Origin of the sequence: Amycolatopsis sp. NPDC088138 (assembly GCF_044741685.1) — a bacterium.
Classification (GTDB): Bacteria; Actinomycetota; Actinomycetes; order Mycobacteriales; family Pseudonocardiaceae; genus Amycolatopsis.
In genome coordinates, this window is sequence record NZ_JBIUTB010000002.1 from 420,037 (window position 1) to 442,735 (window position 22,699).

Annotated in this window: 21 protein-coding genes; 8 read left to right on the top strand and 13 right to left on the bottom strand. The window is 71.3% G+C overall.

What is annotated here, in order from left to right:
- The first annotated feature begins 48 nt into the window (after positions 1–48).
- The 4 genes from ACIOD2_RS09465 to ACIOD2_RS09480 all read left to right on the top strand — a co-directional run bounded on the left by ACIOD2_RS09465 (position 49) and on the right by ACIOD2_RS09480 (position 4,130).
- Complete coding sequence (locus ACIOD2_RS09465; protein WP_400536346.1) at positions 49–1,557, top strand: hypothetical protein; 1,509 nt, start codon at positions 49–51, stop codon at positions 1,555–1,557.
- Positions 1,558–2,052: 495 nt separating this feature from the next.
- Positions 2,053–2,448, top strand: coding sequence for a hypothetical protein (locus ACIOD2_RS09470; RefSeq protein WP_323323504.1), 396 nt, complete (start codon positions 2,053–2,055; stop codon positions 2,446–2,448).
- A 24-nt stretch (positions 2,449–2,472) separates the two neighbouring features.
- Positions 2,473–2,922: a hypothetical protein gene (locus ACIOD2_RS09475; RefSeq protein WP_400536347.1), complete on the top strand. Its 450-nt coding sequence runs from the start codon at positions 2,473–2,475 to the stop codon at positions 2,920–2,922.
- A 50-nt stretch (positions 2,923–2,972) separates the two neighbouring features.
- A complete protein-coding gene (locus tag ACIOD2_RS09480; RefSeq protein WP_400536348.1) occupies positions 2,973–4,130 on the top strand; it encodes a cystathionine gamma-synthase in 1,158 nt (385 codons plus the stop codon).
- A 69-nt stretch (positions 4,131–4,199) separates the two neighbouring features.
- Here ACIOD2_RS09480 and ACIOD2_RS09485 read toward each other — a convergent pair whose 3' ends face one another.
- Complete coding sequence (locus ACIOD2_RS09485) at positions 4,200–4,472, bottom strand: hypothetical protein (RefSeq protein ID WP_323323498.1); 273 nt, start codon at positions 4,470–4,472, stop codon at positions 4,200–4,202.
- Positions 4,473–4,566: 94 nt separating this feature from the next.
- Here ACIOD2_RS09485 and ilvA point away from each other — a divergent pair, with 94 nt between their 5' ends.
- Positions 4,567–5,769, top strand: a complete 1,203-nt coding sequence (ilvA, locus tag ACIOD2_RS09490; protein WP_400536349.1) for a threonine ammonia-lyase — start codon at positions 4,567–4,569, stop codon at positions 5,767–5,769.
- On the opposite strand, the gene ACIOD2_RS09495 is transcribed toward ilvA, so the two are convergent.
- The 6 genes from ACIOD2_RS09495 to hppD all read right to left on the bottom strand — a co-directional run bounded on the left by ACIOD2_RS09495 (position 5,754) and on the right by hppD (position 14,020).
- Complete coding sequence (locus ACIOD2_RS09495) at positions 5,754–6,617, bottom strand: ferredoxin (protein ID WP_400536350.1); 864 nt, start codon at positions 6,615–6,617, stop codon at positions 5,754–5,756. The two genes, ilvA and ACIOD2_RS09495, sit on opposite strands and share 16 nt — an antisense overlap.
- A gap of 19 nt (positions 6,618–6,636) precedes the next feature.
- Positions 6,637–7,527 carry a hypothetical protein gene (locus ACIOD2_RS09500; RefSeq protein ID WP_400536351.1) on the bottom strand — a complete coding sequence of 297 codons (891 nt, stop codon included), beginning with the start codon at positions 7,525–7,527 and terminating at the stop codon, positions 6,637–6,639.
- The gene (locus tag ACIOD2_RS09505; RefSeq protein ID WP_400536352.1) at positions 7,484–11,797 is read right to left on the bottom strand and encodes a hypothetical protein; all 4,314 of its coding nucleotides are present in this window, start codon (positions 11,795–11,797) and stop codon (positions 7,484–7,486) included. The genes ACIOD2_RS09500 and ACIOD2_RS09505 overlap by 44 nt, the downstream gene beginning before the upstream one ends.
- The gene (locus ACIOD2_RS09510) at positions 11,797–12,105 is read right to left on the bottom strand and encodes a type VII secretion target (RefSeq protein WP_400536353.1); all 309 of its coding nucleotides are present in this window, start codon (positions 12,103–12,105) and stop codon (positions 11,797–11,799) included. Before ACIOD2_RS09510 ends, ACIOD2_RS09505 begins: the two co-directional genes overlap by 1 nt.
- A 10-nt stretch (positions 12,106–12,115) precedes the next feature.
- A complete protein-coding gene (locus ACIOD2_RS09515) occupies positions 12,116–12,682 on the bottom strand; it encodes a YbaB/EbfC family nucleoid-associated protein (RefSeq protein WP_400536354.1) in 567 nt (188 codons plus the stop codon).
- Positions 12,683–12,817: 135 nt separating this feature from the next.
- Positions 12,818–14,020, bottom strand: coding sequence for a 4-hydroxyphenylpyruvate dioxygenase (gene hppD / locus ACIOD2_RS09520; RefSeq protein WP_400536355.1), 1,203 nt, complete (start codon positions 14,018–14,020; stop codon positions 12,818–12,820).
- A 121-nt stretch (positions 14,021–14,141) separates the two neighbouring features.
- Here hppD and ACIOD2_RS09525 point away from each other — a divergent pair, with 121 nt between their 5' ends.
- A complete protein-coding gene (locus ACIOD2_RS09525; RefSeq protein WP_400536356.1) occupies positions 14,142–14,615 on the top strand; it encodes an Lrp/AsnC family transcriptional regulator in 474 nt (157 codons plus the stop codon).
- Between the two features lie 362 nt (positions 14,616–14,977).
- Here ACIOD2_RS09525 and ACIOD2_RS09530 read toward each other — a convergent pair whose 3' ends face one another.
- From ACIOD2_RS09530 to ACIOD2_RS09540, 3 genes are all read right to left on the bottom strand, one after another.
- Positions 14,978–15,790, bottom strand: a complete 813-nt coding sequence (locus ACIOD2_RS09530; protein WP_400536357.1) for an MBL fold metallo-hydrolase — start codon at positions 15,788–15,790, stop codon at positions 14,978–14,980.
- A gap of 90 nt (positions 15,791–15,880) precedes the next feature.
- Entirely contained in the window at positions 15,881–16,384 is a 504-nt protein-coding gene (gene greA / locus ACIOD2_RS09535) for a transcription elongation factor GreA (protein WP_323323479.1), read from the bottom strand.
- A 195-nt stretch (positions 16,385–16,579) separates the two neighbouring features.
- Positions 16,580–17,035, bottom strand: a complete 456-nt coding sequence (locus ACIOD2_RS09540; protein WP_400536358.1) for a DUF4307 domain-containing protein — start codon at positions 17,033–17,035, stop codon at positions 16,580–16,582.
- Positions 17,036–17,171: 136 nt separating this feature from the next.
- Between ACIOD2_RS09540 and mca the strand changes: the two genes are divergently transcribed.
- Together mca and ACIOD2_RS09550 are read left to right on the top strand one after the other, a co-directional pair.
- On the top strand, positions 17,172–18,080 hold the full coding sequence (gene mca, locus ACIOD2_RS09545) for a mycothiol conjugate amidase Mca (RefSeq protein WP_400536359.1): 909 nt from the start codon (positions 17,172–17,174) through the stop codon (positions 18,078–18,080).
- The gene (locus tag ACIOD2_RS09550; RefSeq protein ID WP_400536360.1) at positions 18,077–18,400 is read left to right on the top strand and encodes a hypothetical protein; all 324 of its coding nucleotides are present in this window, start codon (positions 18,077–18,079) and stop codon (positions 18,398–18,400) included. The genes mca and ACIOD2_RS09550 overlap by 4 nt, the downstream gene beginning before the upstream one ends.
- 4 nt (positions 18,401–18,404) lie before the next feature.
- Here ACIOD2_RS09550 and ACIOD2_RS09555 read toward each other — a convergent pair whose 3' ends face one another.
- The 3 genes from ACIOD2_RS09555 to ACIOD2_RS09565 are packed head-to-tail and all read right to left on the bottom strand — an operon-like array spanning position 18,405 to position 22,649.
- On the bottom strand, positions 18,405–18,743 hold the full coding sequence (locus ACIOD2_RS09555; protein WP_400536361.1) for a TIGR02391 family protein: 339 nt from the start codon (positions 18,741–18,743) through the stop codon (positions 18,405–18,407).
- Between the two features lie 40 nt (positions 18,744–18,783).
- The gene (locus ACIOD2_RS09560) at positions 18,784–21,276 is read right to left on the bottom strand and encodes a polynucleotide kinase-phosphatase (RefSeq protein ID WP_400536362.1); all 2,493 of its coding nucleotides are present in this window, start codon (positions 21,274–21,276) and stop codon (positions 18,784–18,786) included.
- On the bottom strand, positions 21,273–22,649 hold the full coding sequence (locus ACIOD2_RS09565) for a 3' terminal RNA ribose 2'-O-methyltransferase Hen1 (RefSeq protein ID WP_400536363.1): 1,377 nt from the start codon (positions 22,647–22,649) through the stop codon (positions 21,273–21,275). The genes ACIOD2_RS09560 and ACIOD2_RS09565 overlap by 4 nt, the downstream gene beginning before the upstream one ends.
- Positions 22,650–22,699: the final 50 nt, after the last annotated feature.

The window sequence follows — 22,699 nt, forward strand, 5'->3', positions numbered from 1 at the left end:
CGCAAATAGAACACTTTCGCGTCCTCGTCAAGGGGGTTCAAGACCCACATGAGTGCACCGCAGCCACCGAACCAGCCGTGGGGTGGCGGCCAGCCACCTCAAGGCCCGCCGAGTGGCCCCCAGCCGCAGCAGGACAACCCGTTCGGTAGTCCGGAGCCGACGCAGGTCGTGCAGCCCGGTCAGCCACAGGGCGGTTCTCCGTTCGGAGAGACGCCGGAGCCGACGCAGGTCGTCCAGCCCACCCGGCCGGGTGAGGGCGGGGCGGGCGCTACTCAGGCGCTGCCCCCGGTCGACGCGAACGCGACGCAGTGGGTGAACCCGGCCGGCGGTGACGCCCCGGTCGGGGAGTCCACGCAGCTGGTCCCGCCGGGTTCCCAGCCGCCGCCGTCGATCCCGTACACCCCGCCGCCGAGCGCGGCCGACAACCCGGCCGCGGCCTTCGGCCAGCAGCAGGGTGGTTACGGCCAGCCTGGCGGCTACGGCCAGCAGCAGCCGGGCGGCTTCGGCCAGCCGGGTCAGCCGGGCCAGCCGCCGCAGGGCTTCGGTGGCCCGCCCGGGTTCGGCGGTCCGCAGCAGCCCGGGTTCGGCGGCCCGCCGCAGTTCGGCCCGCCTTCGGCCGGCGGCGGCAACGGGATGTTCGGCTACATCGCCGGTGGCGTCGTGGCCCTGCTGGGCCTCCTCTCGCTGATCTTCGCCTTCGTGTACTTCGGCGACGCCAGTGACTACTCGAAGCTGTTCGACGGCGCGCCCGCCGACCAGGTCGACAAGTTCCTGGACGACGCGGGCACGGTCGGTTCGGGCACGTTGTGGCTGTACGTGATCCTGCTGCTGGTCTTCAGCCTCGTCGCGCTGGCCGCGGGGGTCGGGCTCGCGATCGCCGGGCGGCTGCCCGCGTCGATCAAGAAGATCCTGCCGATCGCGGTCGCCGCGGGCGGCGCGCTGGTCACGCTGTTCTCGGTCCTGATCCTCACCGGGACCACGCCGAGCTCCGACTACCTCGACAAGCTCAAGGGCCTCGGGGCGAACATCGACAGCGCGACGGGCATCGGCATCCCGCCGATGATCTGCGGCATCCTGATCCTGATCGTCGGTGTGCTCGGGCTCATCCCGGCGACCGCGCAGTTCGTCGGCCTCGGGGCCGGCGGTGCCGCGCCCGCCGGGCCGGCGAACCAGGGCTTCGGCGGTCCGCCGCCCGGGTTCGGTGGCCCGCAGCAGCCCGGGTTCGGCCACCAGCCGGGGCAGCCCGGTCCGCCGCCGCAGGGCTTCGGCCAGCCGCCGCAGGGTTACGGCCCGCCCCCGGGCTACGGCCAGCCGGGCGGTCCCAACCCGGCCAGTGGCGGGTTCCCGCAGCCGTCGAGCGGTGGGTTCCCCCAGCAGCCGCAGCAGCCCCAGCAGCCGGGTGGTTTCGGTCAGCCGGGCCAGCCGCCGCACGGCTACCCGCAGCAGCCGGGCCAGCAGCCGGGTCAGCCGCCGCAGGGCTGGGGTCAGCCGCCGCAGCAGCAGGGTCCGCCCAACGGTGGGTTCGGCCAGCCGGGCCAGCCCCCGCAGCAGTGGTGACACTGAGCCGTTCGGGTTGACCGGCAGCACACACCGTGACTCGCCTTCCGGCGGTCGTCCCGGGTGTTGTCGGAAGTTGACCGGATCTTGGTGAACACCGTTTTCGTGCCCCGGAGCCAATTCGGCTCCGGGGCACGCTGCATTTATAGCCGGACACGCAATTGTCCGAATAGGACAACCGGTGGCTAAACCGCTCGCCGCGATCGCGTGACAGGATTTCTGCCGCTACCGCAGGAAAATGATCTTGGGTTCCGCCGTCCGGCCGAATTCCGATCTTTTTCCTGACTCCTTCCACTTTTCCCGACTAGGGTGAGCGCCGTCGACTCGTGCTCTGTTGATGGGGGAGTTGTGACCGGTCCACGCGGTTACCCGGTAGCGCATTCGCATTCGTATTCATCCGCTAGGCCGTCCGGAGTAACGGCGGTGCTGGCCGGGGTGCTCGGTTTACCGGCCGCGGTCGCCGCGGGTTTCGTGCCGGTCAAGATCTTTCTCGACATGCCCGCCGAATTCAGCCTCGGCATGCTGCCCGCGTTGGTTCTCGTCGATCTGGCCGGCTTTCTCGTTGCCGGTCTCGTGCTGTTGCTCGGTTCGCTCGCGACGTTGTTCCGCGCGACCGCCGGCGCGATCCTGCTCGGGGTCGGCGCGCTGCTGGCGATCGGCGCCCTGCTGGTCGAGCCGCTCTCGGCCGGGGTACCGCTCGCCCGATACGTCGACGCGATGTTCACGCACGGTGGCCTCGCCATGGTCGACCGGGTGGGCCTCGCCGGGCTCGCGGTCCTCGTGCTGGTGCTCGCGTTCCTGCCGCCGACCTTCCGGTACCTGCGCTACCGCAGCACGCCCACGCTGCCGGTGTTCAGCGGCCAGGGCGCGTACACGTCACGGACCTGGTGAGCCGGGGCCCTATCCTCGGGCCCCGTGATCACGATCGACGACGCCGGGACGGCGCGCGCCGCCGGCGGCCTCGCCCTGCTCGGCGGGCTGCTCTACCTGGCGGGACTGCTCCTGGACGTCGTCACGCTGTTCCGGTTCCCGGACGACGCGGCCCGCACCGCCGTTCACGCGGTGGTCGGCCTGCTGCTCACGGCCGCCCTCCTGCCCGGCGGAGTCCTGCTGCTGCGCCGTGACCCCCTGGGCAGGCTGGGCTGCATCGTCGGCAGCACGACGGCGATCGTCGCGACGCTGACGTCGCTGCTGCTGTCGGCGACGGGACTGGCGTCCCTCGACGTCGGTCCCGGTGGCCTGGTCGCAGGCGGGGTCCTGGCGCTGCTCGTGGTACTGCCGCCCGCCGTCGCCACCCTCGCGCTGGCGATCTCGGCGCCGGCCGCGCGGTGGTGCGGGCTCCCGCGATTCGAGCGTCAGGCCTGAGATATATCCCACCTGACGGGAATGCCCGGGCCGGGCCGTACGCTGAACGGATGGTGGACGACTACTCCGAATTGGGATTCGAGACTCGCGCGATCCACGCCGGTCAGAAGCCCGACCCCCGCACCGGCGCGGTCATCGTGCCCATCTACCAGACCTCGACCTACGCGCAGGACGGCGTGGGCGGGACCCGTGAGGGCGACTTCGAGTACTCGCGCACCGCGAACCCGACCCGCAGCGCGCTGGAGGAGGCACTGGCCTCGCTGGAAGGCGGCCGCCACGCCCTCGCCTTCGCGTCCGGCATGGCCGCGTCCGACGTCGTGCTGCGCAGCACTCTCCGCCCCGGCGACCACCTCGTGCTCGGCAACGACGCGTACGGCGGCACGTTCCGCCTGATCGACAAGGTACTCAGCCTCTGGGGCGTCGAGCACACGGTCGCGGACCTGGGCAACCTCGACGAGGTGCGCGCCGCGATCCGGCCCGAGACCAAGCTGATCTGGTGCGAGTCGCCGACCAACCCGCTGCTCGGCATCGCCGACATCGCCGCGCTGGCCGGGGTCGCGCACGACGCCGGCGCCCGGCTGGTCGTCGACAACACGTTCGCGACGCCGTACCTGCAGAACCCGCTGTCGCTCGGCGCGGACATCGTGCTGCACTCCACCACCAAGTACCTCGGCGGTCACTCCGACGTCGTCGGCGGCGCGATCGTCACCAACGAGGACGAGCTGCGCGAGCAGTTCTTCTACCTGCGCAACGCCGCCGGCGCGGTGCCCGGCCCGTTCGACGCGTGGCTGACCCTGCGCGGCATCAAGACCCTCGCCCTGCGCATGGAGCGGCACAGCGACAACGCCGAGCTGGTCGTGCAGGCGCTGCTTAAGCACCCGAAGGTCGCGAAGGTCTACTACCCGGGCCTGCCGGAGCACCCCGGCCACGAGATCGCGGCGAAGCAGATGCGCCGCTTCGGCGGGATGGTCTCGTTCAGCCACGTCGACGGTGAGCAGGCCGCGCTGGACGTCGCGTCCCGCACCAAGCTGTTCATCCTCGCCGAGTCGCTCGGCGGCATCGAGTCGCTGATCGAGCACCCGGGCAAGATGACGCACGCGAGCACCGCGGGCTCGACGCTGCAGGTGCCGTCGGACCTGCTGCGCCTGTCGGTCGGCATCGAGGACGGCACCGACCTGGTCTCGGACCTGCTGACCGCCCTCGGCTGACCTTCCCCAGACGCGGAAACGGCGCCGGAGCAAGCAGCTCCGGCGCCGTTTTCGCGGGCTTTGCGCAGGTCAGGGGTTGTAGTTGCCGTGCACCACGGTGCCGGACTTGGGTGTACCCGTAGCGGGCAGGTCCGCGCCATCGACGCAGCCGCCGACCAGCTCGACGTGGCTGTCGTGGCGGATGTACTGGGCCGGCGACGCGCAGGAAGCGCTGTCCACCGTGATGTACGCGGCACCGGTGAGGGCGGCGGCCGACGCCAGCCCGATCACGAGCGGGACCAGCCCGGCGGAGCGGGTGGCGCGCGCCCGTTTAGCGGCGTTCGCGTCGTTCCCCCGTGCCATGGTTGCTCCCTGTTTACCGCGAGTTGACACGCCAAGGGTACCCGGCTCCCGGTCCGATCAACCTGTGGATCTCCTGAGTGGCATCATCCGGCTCATGGAACTCGTCACCATCGAGCGGATCCAGGCCGCCCGCGAACTCCTCAAAGGAGTGACCCGGGTGACGCCGATGGAGCACGCGCGCGACCTGCGCCGGCTCCACGGCGGTCCGGTGCACCTGAAGTGCGAAAACCTGCAGCGCACGGGGTCGTTCAAGATCCGCGGGGCCTACACCCGCATCCACGGCCTCACCGACGAAGAGCGCGCGCGGGGCGTCGTCGCGGCCAGTGCCGGCAACCACGCGCAGGGCGTCGCGCTCGCGTCGTCGCTGCTCGGCGCCAAGTCGACCGTCTTCATGCCGCTGCGGGCGCCGCTGCCGAAGCTCGCCGCCACGCGCGGTTACGGCGCCGACGTCCACCTGCACGGCGCGCTGCTCGAGGAGACCCTCGCCGCCGCGATCGAGTTCGGCGAGCGGACCGGGGCGGTGTTCATCCACCCGTTCGACCACCGGGACGTCATCGCCGGCCAGGGCACGGTCGGCCTCGAGATCCTGGAGCAGGTGCCCGGGGTCAAGACGATCCTCGTCGCCACCGGCGGCGGCGGGCTGGTCGGCGGGGTCGCGTCGGCCGTGAAGGCCGTGCGCCCGGACGTCCGGGTCGTCGGCGTCCAGGCCGAGGAAGCCGCCGCGTATCCGCCGTCGCTGGCCGCGGGCACGCCGGTCCGGCTGAGCCAGACCTCGACGATGGCCGACGGGATCGCCGTCGGCGAGCCGGGCCCGGTCAGCTTCGCCCACGTCGAATCCCTGGTCGACGACGTCGTGACGGTGTCCGAGCAGTCGCTCTCGCGGGCCGTCCTGCTCTGCCTGGAACGGCGCAAGCTGGTCGTCGAGCCCGCCGGCGCGGCGACCGTCGCCGCCCTGCTGCAGCACCCCGGCGCGTTCGAGCCGCCGGTCGTGGCCATCCTCTCCGGCGGCAACGTCGACCCGGTGCTGCTCCTGCAGATCATCCAGCACGGCATGACCGCCGGCGGCCGCTACCTGCGGCTCCACCTGCGGGTCCCGGACCGGCCGGGGTCGCTGGTGGGCGTGCTCTCGTGCGTCAGCGGGCTGGGCGCGAACGTGCTCGACGTCGAGCACTCCCGGATCTCCGGCAGCCTCGACCTCGGCGAGGCCGACGTCGTGCTGGCGCTGGAGACCCGCGGTCCCGAGCACTGCAAGGAGATCGAGATCGCGCTGACGAACGCCGGTTACACCGTCGTCTGAGGCCGTTCCCCGGTGATCGCCGCCAGGGCCAGGACCGTGGCCTCGGCGGTGACCTCCGACGGCGGGACGAACCGCCGGGCCCGGATGTGGGCGACCAGCTCCGGGTCCGGTGGCACCCCGTGCTCACGCAGGTAGTACGCGACCGCGCCGGGCCACGCCCACGCCCCGTCGGTGCGGAAGTTCATCGGCACGGCGTCGGTCCGGTCGGGCGCGAACGCGTCGGTCCCGTTGCTGCGCGACGCCAGGATGACCGGCGCCCCGTCCAGGTAGGCGAGCACGCGCTCGATCTCGGCCGGGACGAGCGGCTGACGCCGGATCAGCGGCCGGCCCGACGCGTCGAGGCCGTCGTGGATGCGGGGCGTGTGCACCGGGCCGTCCGGGATGGGCGGCGGTGGTGGTGGCGGCGACGGCAGCCCCGCCCGCTCCCGCAGCCAGCCCGGGATCCGCTCCTCGGCGCGCGGGAAGAACCGCAGCTCGTCCTGGAAGCCGATGGGTGGCGGCGGCCGCCGGAACGGCGGTTCGAGGTCCGGCCGCCCGAAGTCGACCTCGGGCGGCTGCCCCGGGTCGACGACGAGGACCGCGGTGAGCCAGGTGCCGAGGCCGGGCTGGTACATGCCCGCCCGCAGGACGCCGAGCAGCCGCACGGCCTCCGGGTGCGGCGGCAGCGTCCGGGGCAGCCCGTCCGGGGCGGTCACCAGCAGATCGGCTTCGATGTGCCGGCCGGCGGCGCGGTACTCGACCCGCAGCTGCCGCCACCCCGGTGGCACCTGCCCCGTCAGCACCGCGCCGATCTGCCGGACGAGCTCGTGCTGCTGCTCCGGTCGCAACGGCCCCGGTGGCTGGCTCATGTCGTCCCTCCTGCTGCTGTCAGGATCCGTCGGCACCTTGCCGCAACCAGTCGGGCGTGCGCCGCTCGGAGCGCGGGTAGCGCCGCAGCTCCTCGGCGTACTCCGCGGCCGGTGGCGCCTGCTGGAAGCCGGGGTCTTCGTTCGAGTTGAACTGCGCCTTGACCGTCTCGGGGAACTTGACCTCGTACTTGAGGCTGACCCAGGTGCCCCGGCCGTCGGACAGCGAAGCCGCGCGGTGCCGGCGCAGCAGCTCGAGCACCTGCTCCGGCGGCGTCCACGGGTACACCGTGCCGGTGATCGAGTGGACGACCGCGCCGGACTCCTCGTAGTCGCCGATGGCGCGGAACTGGAGCTGGAGGTAGTCCCACCCCGCGGGGAGGGCGAACGCCAGGTGGTCGGCGATGCCCCGCAGCATCGCGTTCGGCTCGTCCTCGATCCGTTTCCCGCCGCTCTCGCCCTTGCTGTCCAGGTACCAGCCGGGCAGCCATTCCGCGTCGCGGTCGAAGACCTCGAAGTCCTCCTCGTAGACGCCGATCTCGACCGGCGGGTCCCACATCGGGTCGAGGTCGTAGTTGTAGGTCACCCCGTAGTCGCCCGACGGCTGCAGGGCCAGCCGCATCGAAAGCCAGGTCCCGCGGCCGCGGGTGTACTTCTTGTTCCGCAGCTCGTGCAGCAGCGGGCTGACGTCGGGCGGCGGGTCCATCCGCGCGGCGCTGCCGTCCGGCATGACGACGGCCAGCGCGATCTCCTCCACCGAGGTGGTCAGCCGGACGGTCATGTCGATCCTCAGCCAGCCTTCCGGGGCGGCGTCCATCAGCCAGCCGCAGATCCAGCGGACCACCTGCGCCGGCTCGGCCTGCTGCAGGTCAGGTCCGGGTGGGGGGTACCACGGTGGCTGGGTTCGGGACATTGCGGAAACTCCTGTAGTTGTAGGTGCGGGTGCCGTCGGGGTGGATTCTCTCGGACATCACGTGCAGGCGGTCGGGAGTCTCCCCGACCGACGGCGCGTCGGCGTAGACCTGGACGGGCCCGTGGGTCCCGAGACCGCGGTTCTGGAAGGTCTGGCGGTCGATCTCCATCTGCCGCCAGTTGTCCGGGTTGCCGACACTGTGGTTCTGGTAGTAGTCCTGCGGGACCATGCCCATCCGGCCCTGCAGGCCGCCGGAGCGCTGGTCGGCCGTGTGCCCGCCGCGGTTCACGCTGCTGCCGGGGTGGTCCTCCAGCCCGGTGTGCCCGAGTTCGCGCTGCACGGCCACGTCCACCCGCGGATTCGCGGGGTTGGAGTAGTCGGGTGTCCACGACACGGCCGCGTTGCCGTACTCGTCGGCGTGGAAGTGCATGTCGCCGATCTCGTACTTCGCGCCCCGCACCGGCATGCCCTCGGGCCGGCCTTCGTGCTGGTCGTGCATCGTGTGCTTGTCACCCGTCTCCGGGTTGATCATGCCGCGTTCGTTGTCGTGCCACGTCTTGATGTGCGTGAACTCCGGCGGGTTGTCGCCGTTCGTGTAGAAGGTGCCGTGCCACTGGTCGGTGCCGTCGGGTGCCTTCGAGTAGACCTCGTAACGGCTGTTGGGCTTGAGGTCCTCCGGGGGCGTGGCGCCGAACGGCCCGTCGCCGTCGTGGCTCGGGTCGTAGTCCGTGATCCGGCGTTCGACGGGCGGCGGCGTCATCGGCGGGTCGAAGTGGTCGAGGTCGATCTCGGGACGCCCGTCCGCGCCGGTGTGGAACTCGAACTGGCCTTCGCCGGTGTTGACCCGGTAGTCGACGTCGCCGAGCAGGTGGGTCGTGTCGGGGTTGCCGACCTCGTGGACGTCGTTCCCGACGCGGGTGTTCGGCACGTCGGCGTCGACGTGCGTGATCCGCGGCGGCTCGTCCCCGTTGGTGTAGACGCGGGTGAACCGGCCGTTCGGGTCGGTGACCTCGTAGCGGGTGTTCGGCTCGAGGTGCCGGGGGTTCGCCGGGTCGTAGAACCGCTCGTTCGGCGCCAGTGTCACGGGCTCGTGGCGCTTGACCTCCGGTTCCGTCCAGCCTTCCTCGAGGTCGTGCATGTCCGGGTGTTCCTTGCCCCGGGCCAGCGCGCTGTCGGCGTCGACGTCGTGCGGGTCGCCGTGGTGGCTGTCCGGCGCGAAGCCGTCGTCGCCCGCGCGGTGCGCCGAGCCGTCCGGGTGGTGGGTGTTCCACTCGCCGTCCGGCGGGATGCGCGGGCGCATCTTCCCGTCGGGGCCGATCTCGTAGTCGGAGGAGAAGACGCGGCCGTGCGCGTCGGTCCACGCCGGCTTGGTCGGGGCCATCACCTCGGTGTCGAGCTCACGCGAAAGCCGGTGCGCGAAGTCGTTCGAGCTCGCGTCGCAGCCGATCAGCCGGACCGGCCTGCCGTCGTAGTCGGCGTTGCGGCGCAGGACGTCCGCGAACTCTTCGGGGGTGTAGAGCCGGTCGCCGATCCGCGCGTGGCCGTCGGGCGTGACGTGCACGTCGACGGTGTAGCGGCCGTCCGGGTCCGGCTGCACGCGGTGCGGCAGGTCGCCCATCTCCGGGTCACCGGCGTGGTAGGAGCTGCCGGCCGGCGTGCTTTCGGCGTGCCGGGCGTTCACCTCGTCCGGGCTGAGCGGCTCGTGGTGCGGGACGTCGCCGTCCGGGCTGCCGTCCGGATCGTGGTGGCCGTGCTCGTGGGGCGCCGCGCCGTCGGGTCCGGTGTGCCCGGGACCGGTGTGGTCCGGTCCGCCGGGTCCCGTCCGGCCGGGTCCGGTGTGGCCGGGGCCGCCGGGGCGGGTGCCGGGGGTGTCGGGCCCGTGCGTGCCGGGGCCGAAGCCGCGGGCCGCCGGTTCCGGGGTACGCGGCCGCGGGGTGTCGCCACCGCCGGGCCGAGGGCGTCCGGGCGCGTCCGCGCCGTCGCCGACGCGGGGCCGTCCGGGCGCGTCGGGTGTGTGCGGGGTGTGGGAGCCGGGGCTGCCCGGGGTCCCGGTCCAGCCGGCGTTGCCGCCGCCGGCGCGCGGGGAACCGCCACCGGGCGCACCGCCACCGGGAGCGCCACCCTGCGGCGGCATCCCACCGCCGCCCATCGGAGCCCCGCCTTGCGGGGCGGCGGCACCGTCCCCACCTCGCGGCGACGGCACCTGGGTGTCACCGGTGCGCGGGGTGGCGGGAGCGGTACCGCTGGCCGAGGTGGTCCCCTCGGCCCGCGGCGGCGCGGCGCTGCTCGGGCTTTCGGTGCCCCCGTGCGGCCCGGCGGCATCGGACCGGGCGGCGGGCGAGGAGTGCGCAGGGCTGCCGCCATCGGAGTGGCTCGGCGACCCGGAGTGCGTGGGCGCCGGGCTGTCGGCTGCGCGCGGTGAGGGGCTGGAGTCCCCGGCGTGGGAAGGAGAGCTGTCGGCTGCCCGAGCGGAGGGACTGGAGTCCGCAGCGTGGGACGGCGAGTTGTCCGCAGCGCGGGGCGAGGGGCTGGAATCTCCGGCGTGGCCCGGTGAGTTGTCGCCAGCTCGAGTCGGAGACGGGCTGCTGTCCGCCGCGCGGGGCGAGGGGCTGGAGTCTCCGGCGTGGCTCGGCGAGCTGTCGCCAGCTCGAGTTGGAGACGGGCTGCTGTCGGCTGCGCGGGGTGAGGGGCTGGAGTCTCCGGCGTGGCTCGGTGAGCTGTCGCCTGCCCGAGTCGGAGGCGGGCTGCTGTCGGCTGCGCGGGGTGAGGGGCTGGAGTCTCCGGCGTGGCTGGGCGAATTGTCGCCAGCGCGAGCCGAGGGGTTGGAATCTCCGGCGTGGCTGGGCGAGTTGTCGCCAGCGTGGGCCGAGGGGCTCGACTCCCCGGCGTGGCTGGGCGAGCTGTCGGCTGCGCGAGCTGAGGGGCTGGAATCCCCGGCGTGCGAAGGGGAATTGTCTCCGGCGCGGGCCGATGGGCTGCTGTCCGCCGCCCGAGCCGAGGGGCTCGAGTCCCCGGCATGTGAAGGAGAGCTGTCGCTTGCGGAGCTGGAATCCCCGGTGCGGGAAGGAGAGCCGTCACCGGATCGGGCCGACGGGCTCGACTCCCCGGCGTGCGAAGGAGAGCTGTCGCCCGCCGAGCTGGAGTCCCCGGCCGAGGAAGACGAACCGTCGCCCTCTCCCGCGTGGGTCGGCGAGCCGTCGCCGTTCGACGAACCGGACTCGTCGCGGCTCGCACTGCGGCGGGATCCCGGATCGGTGTCCGGCGACGAGTCCGGGTTCATCGGGTCGGAGCTCGGCGAGTCCGAATCCCCATGGCTGCCACCGGAATCACCCGAATCGCCGGACGAGCCGGAGTCACCGGACGAGCCCTCCGAGCCGCCATGGGCCCGGGCGTGGACGCCACCCTCGCCCTTGGGGATCTTGTGGACGAAGCCGCCTTCCTTGACCTTCAGCCCGTCCAGGCCGCTGACCTTGCCCAGCACCTTGCCGAAGACCTTGGCGATCTTCTCGAAGATGTCGACGAGCTTCGACAGCAGCGGCGAAACCTTGCGGATCGTGTCGGTCAGCTTCTTGAGGAGCTCACCGATCTTCTTGCCCCACTTGGCGATCGCGGCCGACGCCTGCGCGACGACGACCGGCGTGCCGAAGCCCAGTGAGAAGACTTCCTCCATCACCCACGCGATGAGCTTGCCGACCAGGTCCGCGATCAGCTGCCGCACGGTCTCCCGGACGAACGAGACGACCTGGCCCATGATCATGGTGACCGTGCTGATCGCGCCGGCGACCGTCGCCGCGCCGGAAAGGGCGTCGCTGTGCTCGGTGGCGAACTTGCGGTACGCGTCGGCGCCCGCGCCCTGCCACCCCGCCGTGCCGGTCTTGACGGCGTTGTCGAAGTCGGTCTTCCGCTCGCCCAGCGCCTTCGAGACGTTGCCCCAGGTGTCCGCATAGGACTGGATCACCGGCGGGTTGCCCGCGAGCGAGTCCAGCATGTCCTTCAACGGCTGGATGTGCTCCATCAGGAACGACGCCACCGACGACATCAGGTACCCGAACGGGTCGACCGCGGCACCCGCGATCTCGCCGGCCAGGCTCAGCACGCCGAGGCCGCCGGAAACCCAGTCGCCGTCCTTGATCCCGTTGAACGCGTCCATCGACGACTCGGCGAGCCCGATGCCGCCGGCGTAGCCGTAGTCGCCGTTGCCCGCGGTCAGCGGACCCGGGCCGTTGGGGTCCTGCTTGGCGTCCGCGACGAGCGGGTTGCCCTCGGGCATCACGCACCGCCCGTGGACTGGTTCAGGTCGCCGGCCACACCGGATTCGTAGGTGTGGTACGCCGCCGCGGCTTCGCGGACCTTGCCGGAGACGGCGGTCATCGCCTGCACGGCGTCCTTGAGCGCGTCGATCCCGTACTGCTCCACCGGGTCGAGCAGCATCCGGAACGGCTGGCAGAGGATGCCGTACGCATCCGTCGGCATGCTGACCTGGTTGGCCGCGTCGACGGCCTGCTGCAGCCCGTCGCCGATGGTGTCCAGCTGCTTCGCGTGCGCGGTCAGGTCGGTGCTGAGTTCCACGTCTGACACGGTTTCCCCCTCAGGACAGGATCGGTCCGCCGAAGTCGTCGTCATCGTCGTTGTCGACCGGACGGCGGCGTCGCGGCGGTTGCTGCTGCGGCGGTGGCGGTGGCGGCGGAGTGCGCGGCGGTGCGGGTGGCGGTGGCGAGTCGTTGTCCTCCGGCAGGAACCGGCGGACGCGGTCGGGTTCCGGGAACGCGGGCTCGGGTTCCGGCGGCGGTTCCGGGAAGGTGCTCTGCGCCTCCCGGACGATCTCGACGGCGGCCTGGTCACCGGTGCCGGTGGTCTCGGTCATCGCCTGCTGCAACAGCTCCGGGATCCGCGCCTGCGCGCGCTGCACCAGCTGCATCACCTGCGCCGAGATCTCGGCCATCCGCTTGGTGCCGGCCGCGGACTCCGCGATGACGAGGTTCTTCAGCAGTCCACGCGAATCGACGGTCACCGTCACCGTGCCGTCCTTCGACCGCTCGGTGACCGTCTGGCCCTGCATGTGCTCGGCCAGCGCCTGGTACCGGGCGGCGTTCTCCTCGAGCCGCTTGGTCCAGTTGTCGATCATCTCGTCGCTCGCGTCGACGCTGTCCGGCATGCCCGCCCCTTTTCCGCCCTCTTGACACTGACGAACCGGAGCCGTCCCTGGTTCCGGGTCCGCACCGAAAACACGCCAAAGGCCACCATAGGGGACCCAGGGGCTCCCGATGGTGGCCTTCGCCGTTTCGTGGACTTACAGGTTGCCGCGGCGCTCCTGCTCACGCTCGATGGCCTCGAACAGGGCCTTGAAGTTGCCCTTGCCGAAGCCCAGCGAACCGTGGCGCTCGATGAGCTCGTAGAACACGGTCGGCCGGTCGCCGATCGGCTTGGTGAAGATCTGCAGCAGGTAACCGTCCTCGTCGCGGTCGACGAGGATGCTGTGCTCCTTCAGCGTCTCGATCGACACGCGGACGTTGCCGATGCGGGCGCGCAGTTCCGGGTCCTCGTAGTAGGACGCCGGGGTGTCGAGGAACTCGACGCCGGCGGCGCGCATCGCGGTGACCGTGGCGATGATGTCGTTGGTGGCCAGCGCGATGTGCTGGCAGCCGGCGCCGCCGTAGAACTCGAGGTACTCGTCGATCTGCGACTTCTTCTTCGCCACGGCGGGCTCGTTCAGCGGGAACTTGACCCGGTGGTTGCCGTTCGAGACGACCTTGCTCATCAGCGCCGAGTACTCGGTCGCGATGTCGTCGCCGACGAACTCCGCCATGTTCACGAAGCCCATGACGCGGTGGTACCAGTCGACCCAGTAGTCCATCTTGCCGAGCTCGACGTTGCCGACGCAGTGGTCGACGGCCTGGAACAGCCGCTTCGGCGCGCCCTCGGGCCGCTTGACGGTGCTCTCGCGCGGCTCGTAGCCGGGCAGGTAGATGCCGGTGTAGCGCGACCGGTCGACCAGCGAGTGGCGGGTTTCGCCGTACGTCGCGATCGCCGCGACGCGCACGGTGCCGTGCTCGTCGGAGACGTCGTGCGGCTCCTCGAGGACGGTCGCGCCCTGCGCGCGGGCGTGCTCGATGCACTTGTCGACGTCGGTGGTCTCCAGCGCCAGGTCGATGACGCCGTCACCGTGCTTGCGGTGGTGGTCCAGCAGCGGCGAGTCCGGCCGCACGCCGCCGGTGATGACGAACCGGGCCGAGCCGGACTTGAGCACGTACGACTTGCGCTCGAAGTCGCCGGTTTCGGGGCCGGAGTAGGCGACCAGCTGCATCCCGAACGCGATCTGGTAGTACCAGGCGGTCTGGGTCGCGTTGCCGGCGATGAACACGACCGCGTCCATGGCCTTGACCGGGAACGGGTCTGTCGAGGCGTCGTGGTCGACGAGGCCGACGAGCTGACGCAGCTGGTCGTAGCTGACGTCGTCGAGGGCACCCTGGTGGGGTTCGGCAGTCTGGGTCATACCCCGAAGGATCCGCCCCGTGAGGCAAGATGTGCAATGGTCGTTCGTTTTGCTGGACAACCTGACCGGTCAATGAGGGACACTGGCAGTCAGCTTGGACAATGTGCGCAGGGAGAGAGCAATGCCGGAGAACCTGGACGCGCTCGACGCGCGGCTGCTGCTGTTGCTGACCGACTCCCCGCGGCTCGGGGTGCTGGAGTGCGCGCGCCGGCTCGGGGTGGCGCGCGGGACGGTCCAGGCGCGCCTCGACCGCCTCACCGAGCGCGGCATCCTCGGCGGTTTCCCGCCGGAGCTCGACCTGGCGGCGATGGGGTACGGCCTCACGGCGTTCGCCGTGATCGAGATCGCGCAGGGGCGCCGGGCGGAGGTCGCGAAGGCACTGGCCGCGATCGACGAGGTGTGCGAGGTCCACGCGACGACCGGCCAGGGCGACCTGTTCGTCCGCATGGTGGCGCGGGGCAACGACGACCTGCAGCGCGTGATCGACGAGGTCGTCGGCGTCCCGGACGTGCAGCGGACGTCGACGTCGATCGCGCTGTCGACGCCGGTCCCGCCGCGGGTCCGCCCCCTGCTGGAGCGGACCGCGCGGGAGTGACCGGGCGGCGCTGCCTCAAGGTTCGCGCCGGTGCGAAGCGGGGTCTCGGCGTTCGTCGATGGAGGATTCTGGCCGCTCGACGTCCCAAATCTTCCATCGACACCTCGCGGTCGTGTCCCGCTGCGGGTCCGCCCTCTGCTGGAGCGGACCGTGCGGGAGTGACCGGGCGGCGCTGCCTCGCAGGTTCGCGCCAGCGCTAAGCGGGTTTCGGCGTTCGTCGATGGAGGATTCTGGCCGCTCGACGTCCCAAATCCTCCATCGACACCTCGCGGCCGTGTCCGCTGCGGGTCCGTCCCCTGCTGGAGCGGACCGCGCGGGAGTGACCAGGCGGCGCCGCCGGACCCGGCGGAAGGGCTGGGCCCTCAGTCCTTGTCGACGACCTGGCCCAGGTACCGCCTCGCCGAGCGCTGCACGACCTCGAAGCCGTCGGTGCGGACGATCGCGTCCCACCAGGCGCCGTAGATCGCGTCGAACCGGTAGCCCGCCAGCAGTTCGGCCGCGCGGCGGACGATGTGCGGGCGCTCCGGGACCAGGTTCGGGTAGCTGTACATGAAACCGACGTGCGTGCGGTCGGGGATCACCTGCACGATGTCGCCGGACAGCAGCGCGCCGCGGCCCTCTTCGCCGTCCGGCCAGTGCAGGACCGTGCCGCCGTCGAAGTGCACCCCGAGGTTGATCAGCCGCAGGCCGGGCGCGACGTCCAGGGTGGTGCCGGACCACAGCTCCACCGACGGGTCGGGCCGGCCGATCCACTGCCGGTCGCCCTCGTGGAGGTGGATCGGCACGTCGAAGGCGTGTGCCCACTCGACCATCGTCGTGTAGTAGTGCGGGTGGCTGATCGCGATGCCGGTGATGCCGCCGAGGGCGTTCACCTGCTCGACGAGAGCGTCGTCGAGGTAGGCCGCGCAGTCCCAGAGGAAGTTGCCGGATTCGGCCCGCACCAGCAGGGCGCGTTCACCGATCGCGAACCCGGGGTTCGAGCCGACGCCGATGATGCCGGGGCCCTGCTCCTCGACGCGCGGGGTGTACGTGCCGCTCGCGCGGAGTGCGGCCAGGTTCGTCCACCGCTGGCCCGACGCCGGGACGTACTGGCGTTCGTCCTCGCAGACCGGGCAGTTGTCCCGGGCCGCGGCGTACTGCATGCCGCAGGCCTGGCAGATCGGTTCCGTGCTCACAGAAGTCCTCCCAGAAGATGGATCCCGGGAGGACACGCTAGCTGCGGGGACGCGCGCCCGGCCACGGGAAAACCGGGCGCGTCCGGACCGCTACTTGCCGTCGCTGTAGGGGACGGCCTTGACGAGGGTGACCTTCTGCAGCTTGCCGTTCGGCAGCTCGTACTCGCGCGACTCGCCTTCCTTGGCGCCGAGCAGGGCCTTGCCCAGCGGCGACTCGGGGGAGTACACGTCGAGGCCGCCTTCGGCGCCTTCCTCACGGGTGGCGAGCAGGAACTTCTCGTCCTCGTCGTCGCCTTCGTACCGGACGGTCAGGACCTTGCCGGGGCCTGCGGTGCCGTCGTTGGCCGGCGCCTCGCCGACCTTGGCCCCGCGCAGCAGCTCCTGCAGGTGCCGGATGCGCGCCTCGGCCTGGCCCTGTTCTTCACGGGCGGCGTGGTAGCCGCCGTTCTCCTTGAGGTCGCCTTCTTCGCGGCTGTCGTTGATGCGCGCGGCGATAACCGGACGATTCTCGATCATTTCGTCGAGCTCGTGCTTGAGCCGGTCGTAGGCATCCTGGGTCAGCCAGGTCACCTTGGTGTCGCTCACGGTCACCATCTCCTCGTCGGGCCTGCCAGGCTTGCGTGTTCAAGCCGGCCCACACGGGCGTAGGTGCCCGCGTGGCTGAGATAAAGGAAAAACACGGCCCGTCGTGGGCCGTGCTGAAGGATCAGACTATCACGGCACGACAGTGCCGAGCCCGTTATTTCCGCGCGCCGTGGGCGTTGAGCGCGCGGTTCACCCCGTTGGCCGCTATGGGGTTGACAGGTAGCGTGGTATGTCGTACGAGCAGCCGTACACGTCGGCGGTCACCGGAGCCCCGATGCTCCTGATCGTCGTGGTGATGGTGCTGTACTTCGCGCCGGCGGGGATCAGGAGCTCTTTGCGGCCGCTCTCGGCGCCGGTCTTGTCACGGACGCGGACGATGCAGACGCCCGGCCGGTTGTTGTCGTCGCGGGTCACGTTGAGGGTGATTTCCATCGCGTTGCCCGGTTTGCCGGCGAAGGCGACGCGCTCGGCGTCGATCGGCGCGGCCCCGAGGTTGACGTAGGCGACGTAGGCGACGACCCCGCTGACGACCAGGGCGATGGCCAGGAACAACCACCGGCGCCAGCGCCGGGACGTCGGCGCGCGCCCGGTGCCGTAGCGGCCTTCGGGCAGCGTGGACGCGCTGCTCCCGACGACCGTTTCCGCCGGTCCGCCTGCCAACCCGGGGCCTCCTGCTCGTTCTTGTCGTACCCGCAGGGACAATGGTGGGGCGGGTACGGCTTCGAGTATCCGCCCGCTGGGTGGGCGGCCCGCAGGTGGGTCGCGGAATACGGGTAGAGAAGGAGTCGTTCGCAGCATGGTGGACCAGTTGACGAAGACCGCCAAGCCGCGCCTGATGGCCGTGCACGCGCACCCGGATGACGAGTCGAGCAAGGGTGCCGCCAGCATGGCGCGCTACGCCGCCGAAGGTCACGAGGTGCTGGTCGTCACGTGCACCGGAGGCGAAGCGGGGAGCATCCTCAACCCCGCGATGGACCGGCCCGAAGTGCTGGCGAACATGAGGGAGATCCGCCGTGAGGAGATGGCCCGCGCCGCCAAGATCCTCGGCGTGAGCCAGCGCTGGCTGGGGTTCATCGACTCCGGCCTTCCGGAGGGCGACCCGCTGCCGCCGGTGCCCGAGGGCTCGTTCGCGGTCGTGCCGCTCGAGGAGTCCACCGAGGCGCTGGTGCGCGTGATCCGGGAGTTCCGCCCGCACGTCATCACCACCTACGACGAGAACGGCGGCTACCCGCACCCCGACCACATCCGCACCCACGAGGTGTCGATGGCGGCGTGGGACGCGGCTGGCGACCCGGACCGCTTCCCCGACGCCGGTGAGCCGTGGCAGCCGCTGAAGCTGTACTACATGCACGGCTTCTCGAAGGCCCGGATGGTGGCCTTCGACGCGGCGCTGAAAGAGGCCGGGATGGAGTCGCCGTACACCGAGTGGCTCGAGAAGTGGGACCCCGACCGCGCCGATGTGATGGAGCGGGTGACGACCCGTGTCGCGTGCGGTGAATACTTCGAGGCGCGGGACGAGGCGCTGAAGGCGCACGCGACGCAGATCGACCCGAACAGCCGCTGGTTCTTCGTGCCCTTGGAGATCCAGCGCGCGACCTGGCCGACCGAGGAGTACGAGCTGGTCAAGTCGCTGGTGGACAGCACGCTGCCGGAGGATGACCTGTTCGCCGGCATCGCCGGCACCGAGGAGAAGGTGAACACATGAGTCTGACGCTGCCGGCCGGCGTGGCGCTTCCGGTGACCGCGTCGGCCCTGGTCCTGACGCAGCAACCCGGCAACGGCGACAACGGCGGGCAGGGGGAGGACTTCGGCAAGTCGTCCCCGGTCGGCTTCCTGGTGCTGATCCTGTTCCTTATCGCGGTGGCCTTCCTGGTCCGCTCGATGACGAAGCACCTCAAGCGCGTCCCGGCCAGCTTCGACGAGCCGGCCGCCGAAGAGCCGGCCGCCGAGCCGGAGAAGAAGGCCGACGCCGAGGTGGCCGAGAAGCCCGCTTCGGACTCCACGGCCACCACGAAAGCCGACTAGCCGCTCATCGGTGGCGGCAGGAGCATGCGCCTTCCAGGGAGCACTCCTCGACCCAGCGGCACCACAAGCTCATCGCCGTGAGGCCTTCGAGTGCTGCCTGCTCGGTGATGTCCGCGAGGTTGTGGGTCACCTGGTTGCGAATGCACTGGAAAACGCCGCTGCCGAAGCTCCGGATGCCGGATTGCCTGCTCTTGAATTCGTCGTCCGTTGATGCTGTCGGCCAGCGCAAGCGCGGCCTGGACGGCTTGGGCCCCGTCGAGCAAGACAAGGCTTTGAACCGCCGTAGTGAAGGCTTGTCGTGGGCGTTTCGCACGAAGTCAAAGTCTTGTCCGGAGCGGATCATCTCCTGGTAGATCCGTACCGCGGCCAGGCCGACCAGCCGCTCAAAGCCGCGGATCCACCGGGTCCGACTCGAGGGCCAGCACCGCGAACACGCACTCGTGGACCCGCCACAGCGGCTCACCCCGGGCCACGCGCTCCAGGGCCTCCAGGCCGAGCGCGTACTCCCGCAGCGCCAGCATGCGCTTGCGGTTGAGCCCGCGCTTGCGCAGCCGCTCGAGGTTCGCCGGCAGTGTGTAGTCCGGCCCGTAGATGATCCGCAGGTACTCGCGTCCGCGCACCTTCACCCCGGGCTGGACCAGGCCGCGCGTGCCGCGGGTCAGGTTGGCCGCCGGTTTGACGACCATGCCCTCGCCGCCCGCGCCGGTCAGCTCCTCCCACCACGTGACGCCGCGGGTGGCCGACTCCTCGTCGAGGAGGTCGACCGCCAGCGTCCGGGTGCGCTGGAACCGCGGCCCGGCCAGCCGGCCGAGCATCGACAGGTGCCACTCGTGCGGCCGGTCGTGGTAGCTCGCCCCTTCCGACGCCAGCAGCTGGAACGGCGCCAGCCGCACGCCGTCGAGACCGGACGTCGGCCAGCAGTAGCGCCGGTAGGCGTCCCGGTACGACTCCACTGTGGACGAACGCGAAACGGTCCGCTCCAGCAGGTCCGTGACGTCGATGCCGCGCTCGGCCGCCGTCGCCAGCGCGGAGACCGCTGCCGGCAGCACGGCCTCGGCCGCCGCGCCGACCGACGCGTACTGGTCCGAGATCAGCGAACCCGCCTTCGCGCTCCACGGCAGCAGCTCGGCGTCGAACAGCAGCCAGTCGCTGTTCAGCCCGTCGAACAGCTCGCCTGCCGCCGCCCGGACGTCGGCCAGCAGCTCGAGGTTCTGCGCGGCGGAGAAGAACGGCCGTCCGGTGCGCGTGTACACCGCTCCGCCGCCACGGATGCCGAAGCGCCGGTACGCGACGTCGTCGTCGCGGCACACCAGCACCACGGCCCGCGAGCCCATGTGCTTCTCCTCGCACAGCACGGACTGGACGCCGGCCGCGCGGAACTCGGCGAACGCCTCGTCCGGGTGCTCCAGGTAATCGGAGCGGGACGACGTCGAACACGGCGCCATCGTCGGCGGCAGGTAGGCGAGCCAGCGCGGGTCGACCGCGAACCGGCTCATCACCTCCAGCGCCGCCGCCGACTGCTCCGCCGAGACGCCGACCCGGCCGTGGTGCGCGGTCTGCACGATCCGCTTGCCGGTGACGTCGGCCAGTTCCAGCACGGCGGGCTCGCGCCCACCCAGCGGCCGCGACGCGTCGAGCGGCTTCGTCGGCTCGTACCAGACCTGGTGCGCCTTCACCGAGACGACTTCGCGCTCCGGGTAGCGCAGCGCGGTCAGCTTCCCGCCGAACACCGCGCCGGTGTCGAGGCACATGGTGTTGTTGACCCACTCCGGTTCCAGCGTCGGCGTGTGCCCGTAGAGGACCATCGCGGACCCGCGGTAGTCGCGCGCCCACGGCAGCCGCACCGGCAGGCCGTACTCGTCGGTCTCGCCGGTGGTGTCGCCGTAGAGCGCCATGCTGCGCACCCGCCCGGACGCGCGCCCGTGGTACCGCTCGGGCAGTCCGGCGTGCGCGACGACCAGGTTGCCGCCGTCGAGGACGTAGTGCGCGATCAGGCCGTCGCAGAACTCGTGCGCCTGGCGGCGGAACTCCTCGGTCTCGGCGCCGAGCTGCTCCAACGACTCGGCGAGCCCGTGCGCGACGTTCACCTTCCGCCCGTGCAGCGCGCGCACCAGCTTCTGCTCGTGGTTGCCGCACACGACCAGCGCATTGCCGGACGAAGCCATCCCCATCACGCGCCGCAGCACACCCGGGGTGTCCGGCCCGCGGTCGACGAGGTCACCGACGAACACCGCCGTCCGCCCGTCCGGGTGCACGCCGTCGGCGTACCCCAGCTCGGCCAGCAGCTCCTCGAGCTCGGCCGCGCAGCCGTGGACGTCGCCGATCACGTCGAACGGCCCGGTCAGCTCGCGCTTGTCGTTGCGCAGCGGCTCGACGGCGATCTCCGCCTCGGCCACCTCGGTCTCGCCGCGCAGCACGTGCACCCGCCGGAAACCCTCACGCTCCAACGACTTCAGCGACCGCTGCAGCTCGCCGCGCTGCCGCCGGATCACGTGCTCGCCGAAGTCGCGGTCGGGCCTCCCGGCGTTGCGCGCCGCGCAGACGGAAAGTGGCAGGTCGAGCACGATCGCCGTCGGCAGCACGTCGTGCTCCTTCGCGAGCTTCACCAGGCTCGCCCGCGAAGCGCGCTGGACGTTCGTCGCGTCGACGACGGTCAGCCGCCCGGCCGCGAGCCGCTTGCCGGCGACGTAGTGCAGCGTGTCGAAGGCGTCGGCGGACGCGGACTGGTCGTTCTCGTCGTCGGCGACGAGCCCGCGGAAGAAGTCGCTGGAGAGCACCTGCGTCGGCGCGAAGTGCGTGCGCGCGAACGTCGACTTGCCGGAGCCGGAAGCGCCGACGAGCACGACGAGGGACATCTCGGGAACGGTCAGCTTCACGCGGCCACCTCCTTCTTCCTGTCACCGGTCGTGAAGACCGCCATCTGGGTCGGCGGTCCTGAATCCTGGTCCTCCGGTCCGACCGGTAGGTAACGAACGTCGTAGCGGTTTCGGGTCGCCACGGCATCGGCCCAGGCGCGGAACTGCGCCCGGGTCCATTCGAACCGGTGGTCGGCGTGCCGGAAATGCCCCATCGGCAGGAACTCGAACAGCCGGTTGTACTCCGCGTTGGGGGTCGTGACGATCACCGTCCGCGGCGCGGCGACCCCGAACACCGCGTGCTCCAGGGCCGGCAGGCGCTCCTCGTCGACGTGCTCGACGACCTCCATCAGCACGGCCGCGTCGTACCCGGCCAGCGCCGGGTCGGCGTAGGTCAGGGCGGACTGCCGCAGCGTCACCCGGCTGTGCTCCTTGAGCCGCTTCTCCGCGATGTTCAACGCGCTCGCGGAGACGTCGACCCCGACGATCTCGGTGAACGACGGCTCCTTCTCGAGCACGCGCAGCAGCGCGCCGGGGCCGCAGCCGAGGTCGAGGACACGCCGGGCGCCGGCCGCCCGGAGCGCGGCGAGCACGCTGCCGTGCCGCTGCGTCGAGAGCGGCTCCGGCCGGTCGGGCACCTCGGTGACCAGCGCTTCGGCCTCGGCCGGGACGTCGTCCGCCTCGGCCAGCCGCGAAAGCGCGTAGTTCACGACGGGACGGCGTCGCTCCAGGTAGCGGCTGGTGATGAGGGTCCGCTCGGGATGCCCGCCGAGCCAGCCGTCACCGGCGCGCAGCAGCTTGTCGGCCTCGTCCTGCCCGACCCAGTAGTGCTTGTCGCCGTCGAGGGCGGGCAGCAGGACGTAGAGGTGGCGCAGCGCGTCGACGACCCGCTGGGTGCCGGTCAGGCGCAAGTCGACATAGCGACTCTCGCCCCACCGCGGGAACTCCGGGTCGAGCGGGATCGGCGTCGCCGTGACGGCCCAGCCGAGCGGCTCGAACAGCTTGTGCACGACCTCGGCCCCACCGCGCGCGGACAGCGACGGCACGTGGACCTCCAGGTCGAAGGGCTCGTCGACCAGCTCGGGGCGAGCGGTGCAGCGCCCGGCGAGCGCCGTCGTGAACGCCGCCCGCAGGGCCACCGCGAGGTACGAGCCACCGGCGTACGGCCGGTCGTTGACGTACTGCGTCAACGACGTCCCGCCGCCGCGCACCAGCTCGATCGCGTCGATCTCGACGAACAACGCGGCGGTGCACCTCTCCGGCGTCGCCTCCGGGTAGAAGACGTGCGCGGTGCCGGCGGAAAGCGCGACCGACTGGGCCTTCTCCGGATGCTTGTGCAGCAGGAAGCCCAGGTCGGTGGCGGGGGTACGGGTGGTCGTGATGGTCAACAGCACCGGGCCAGTGTGACCGAGGGCCCGGTGACCGCGCGCCCGTTTTTCCGGGG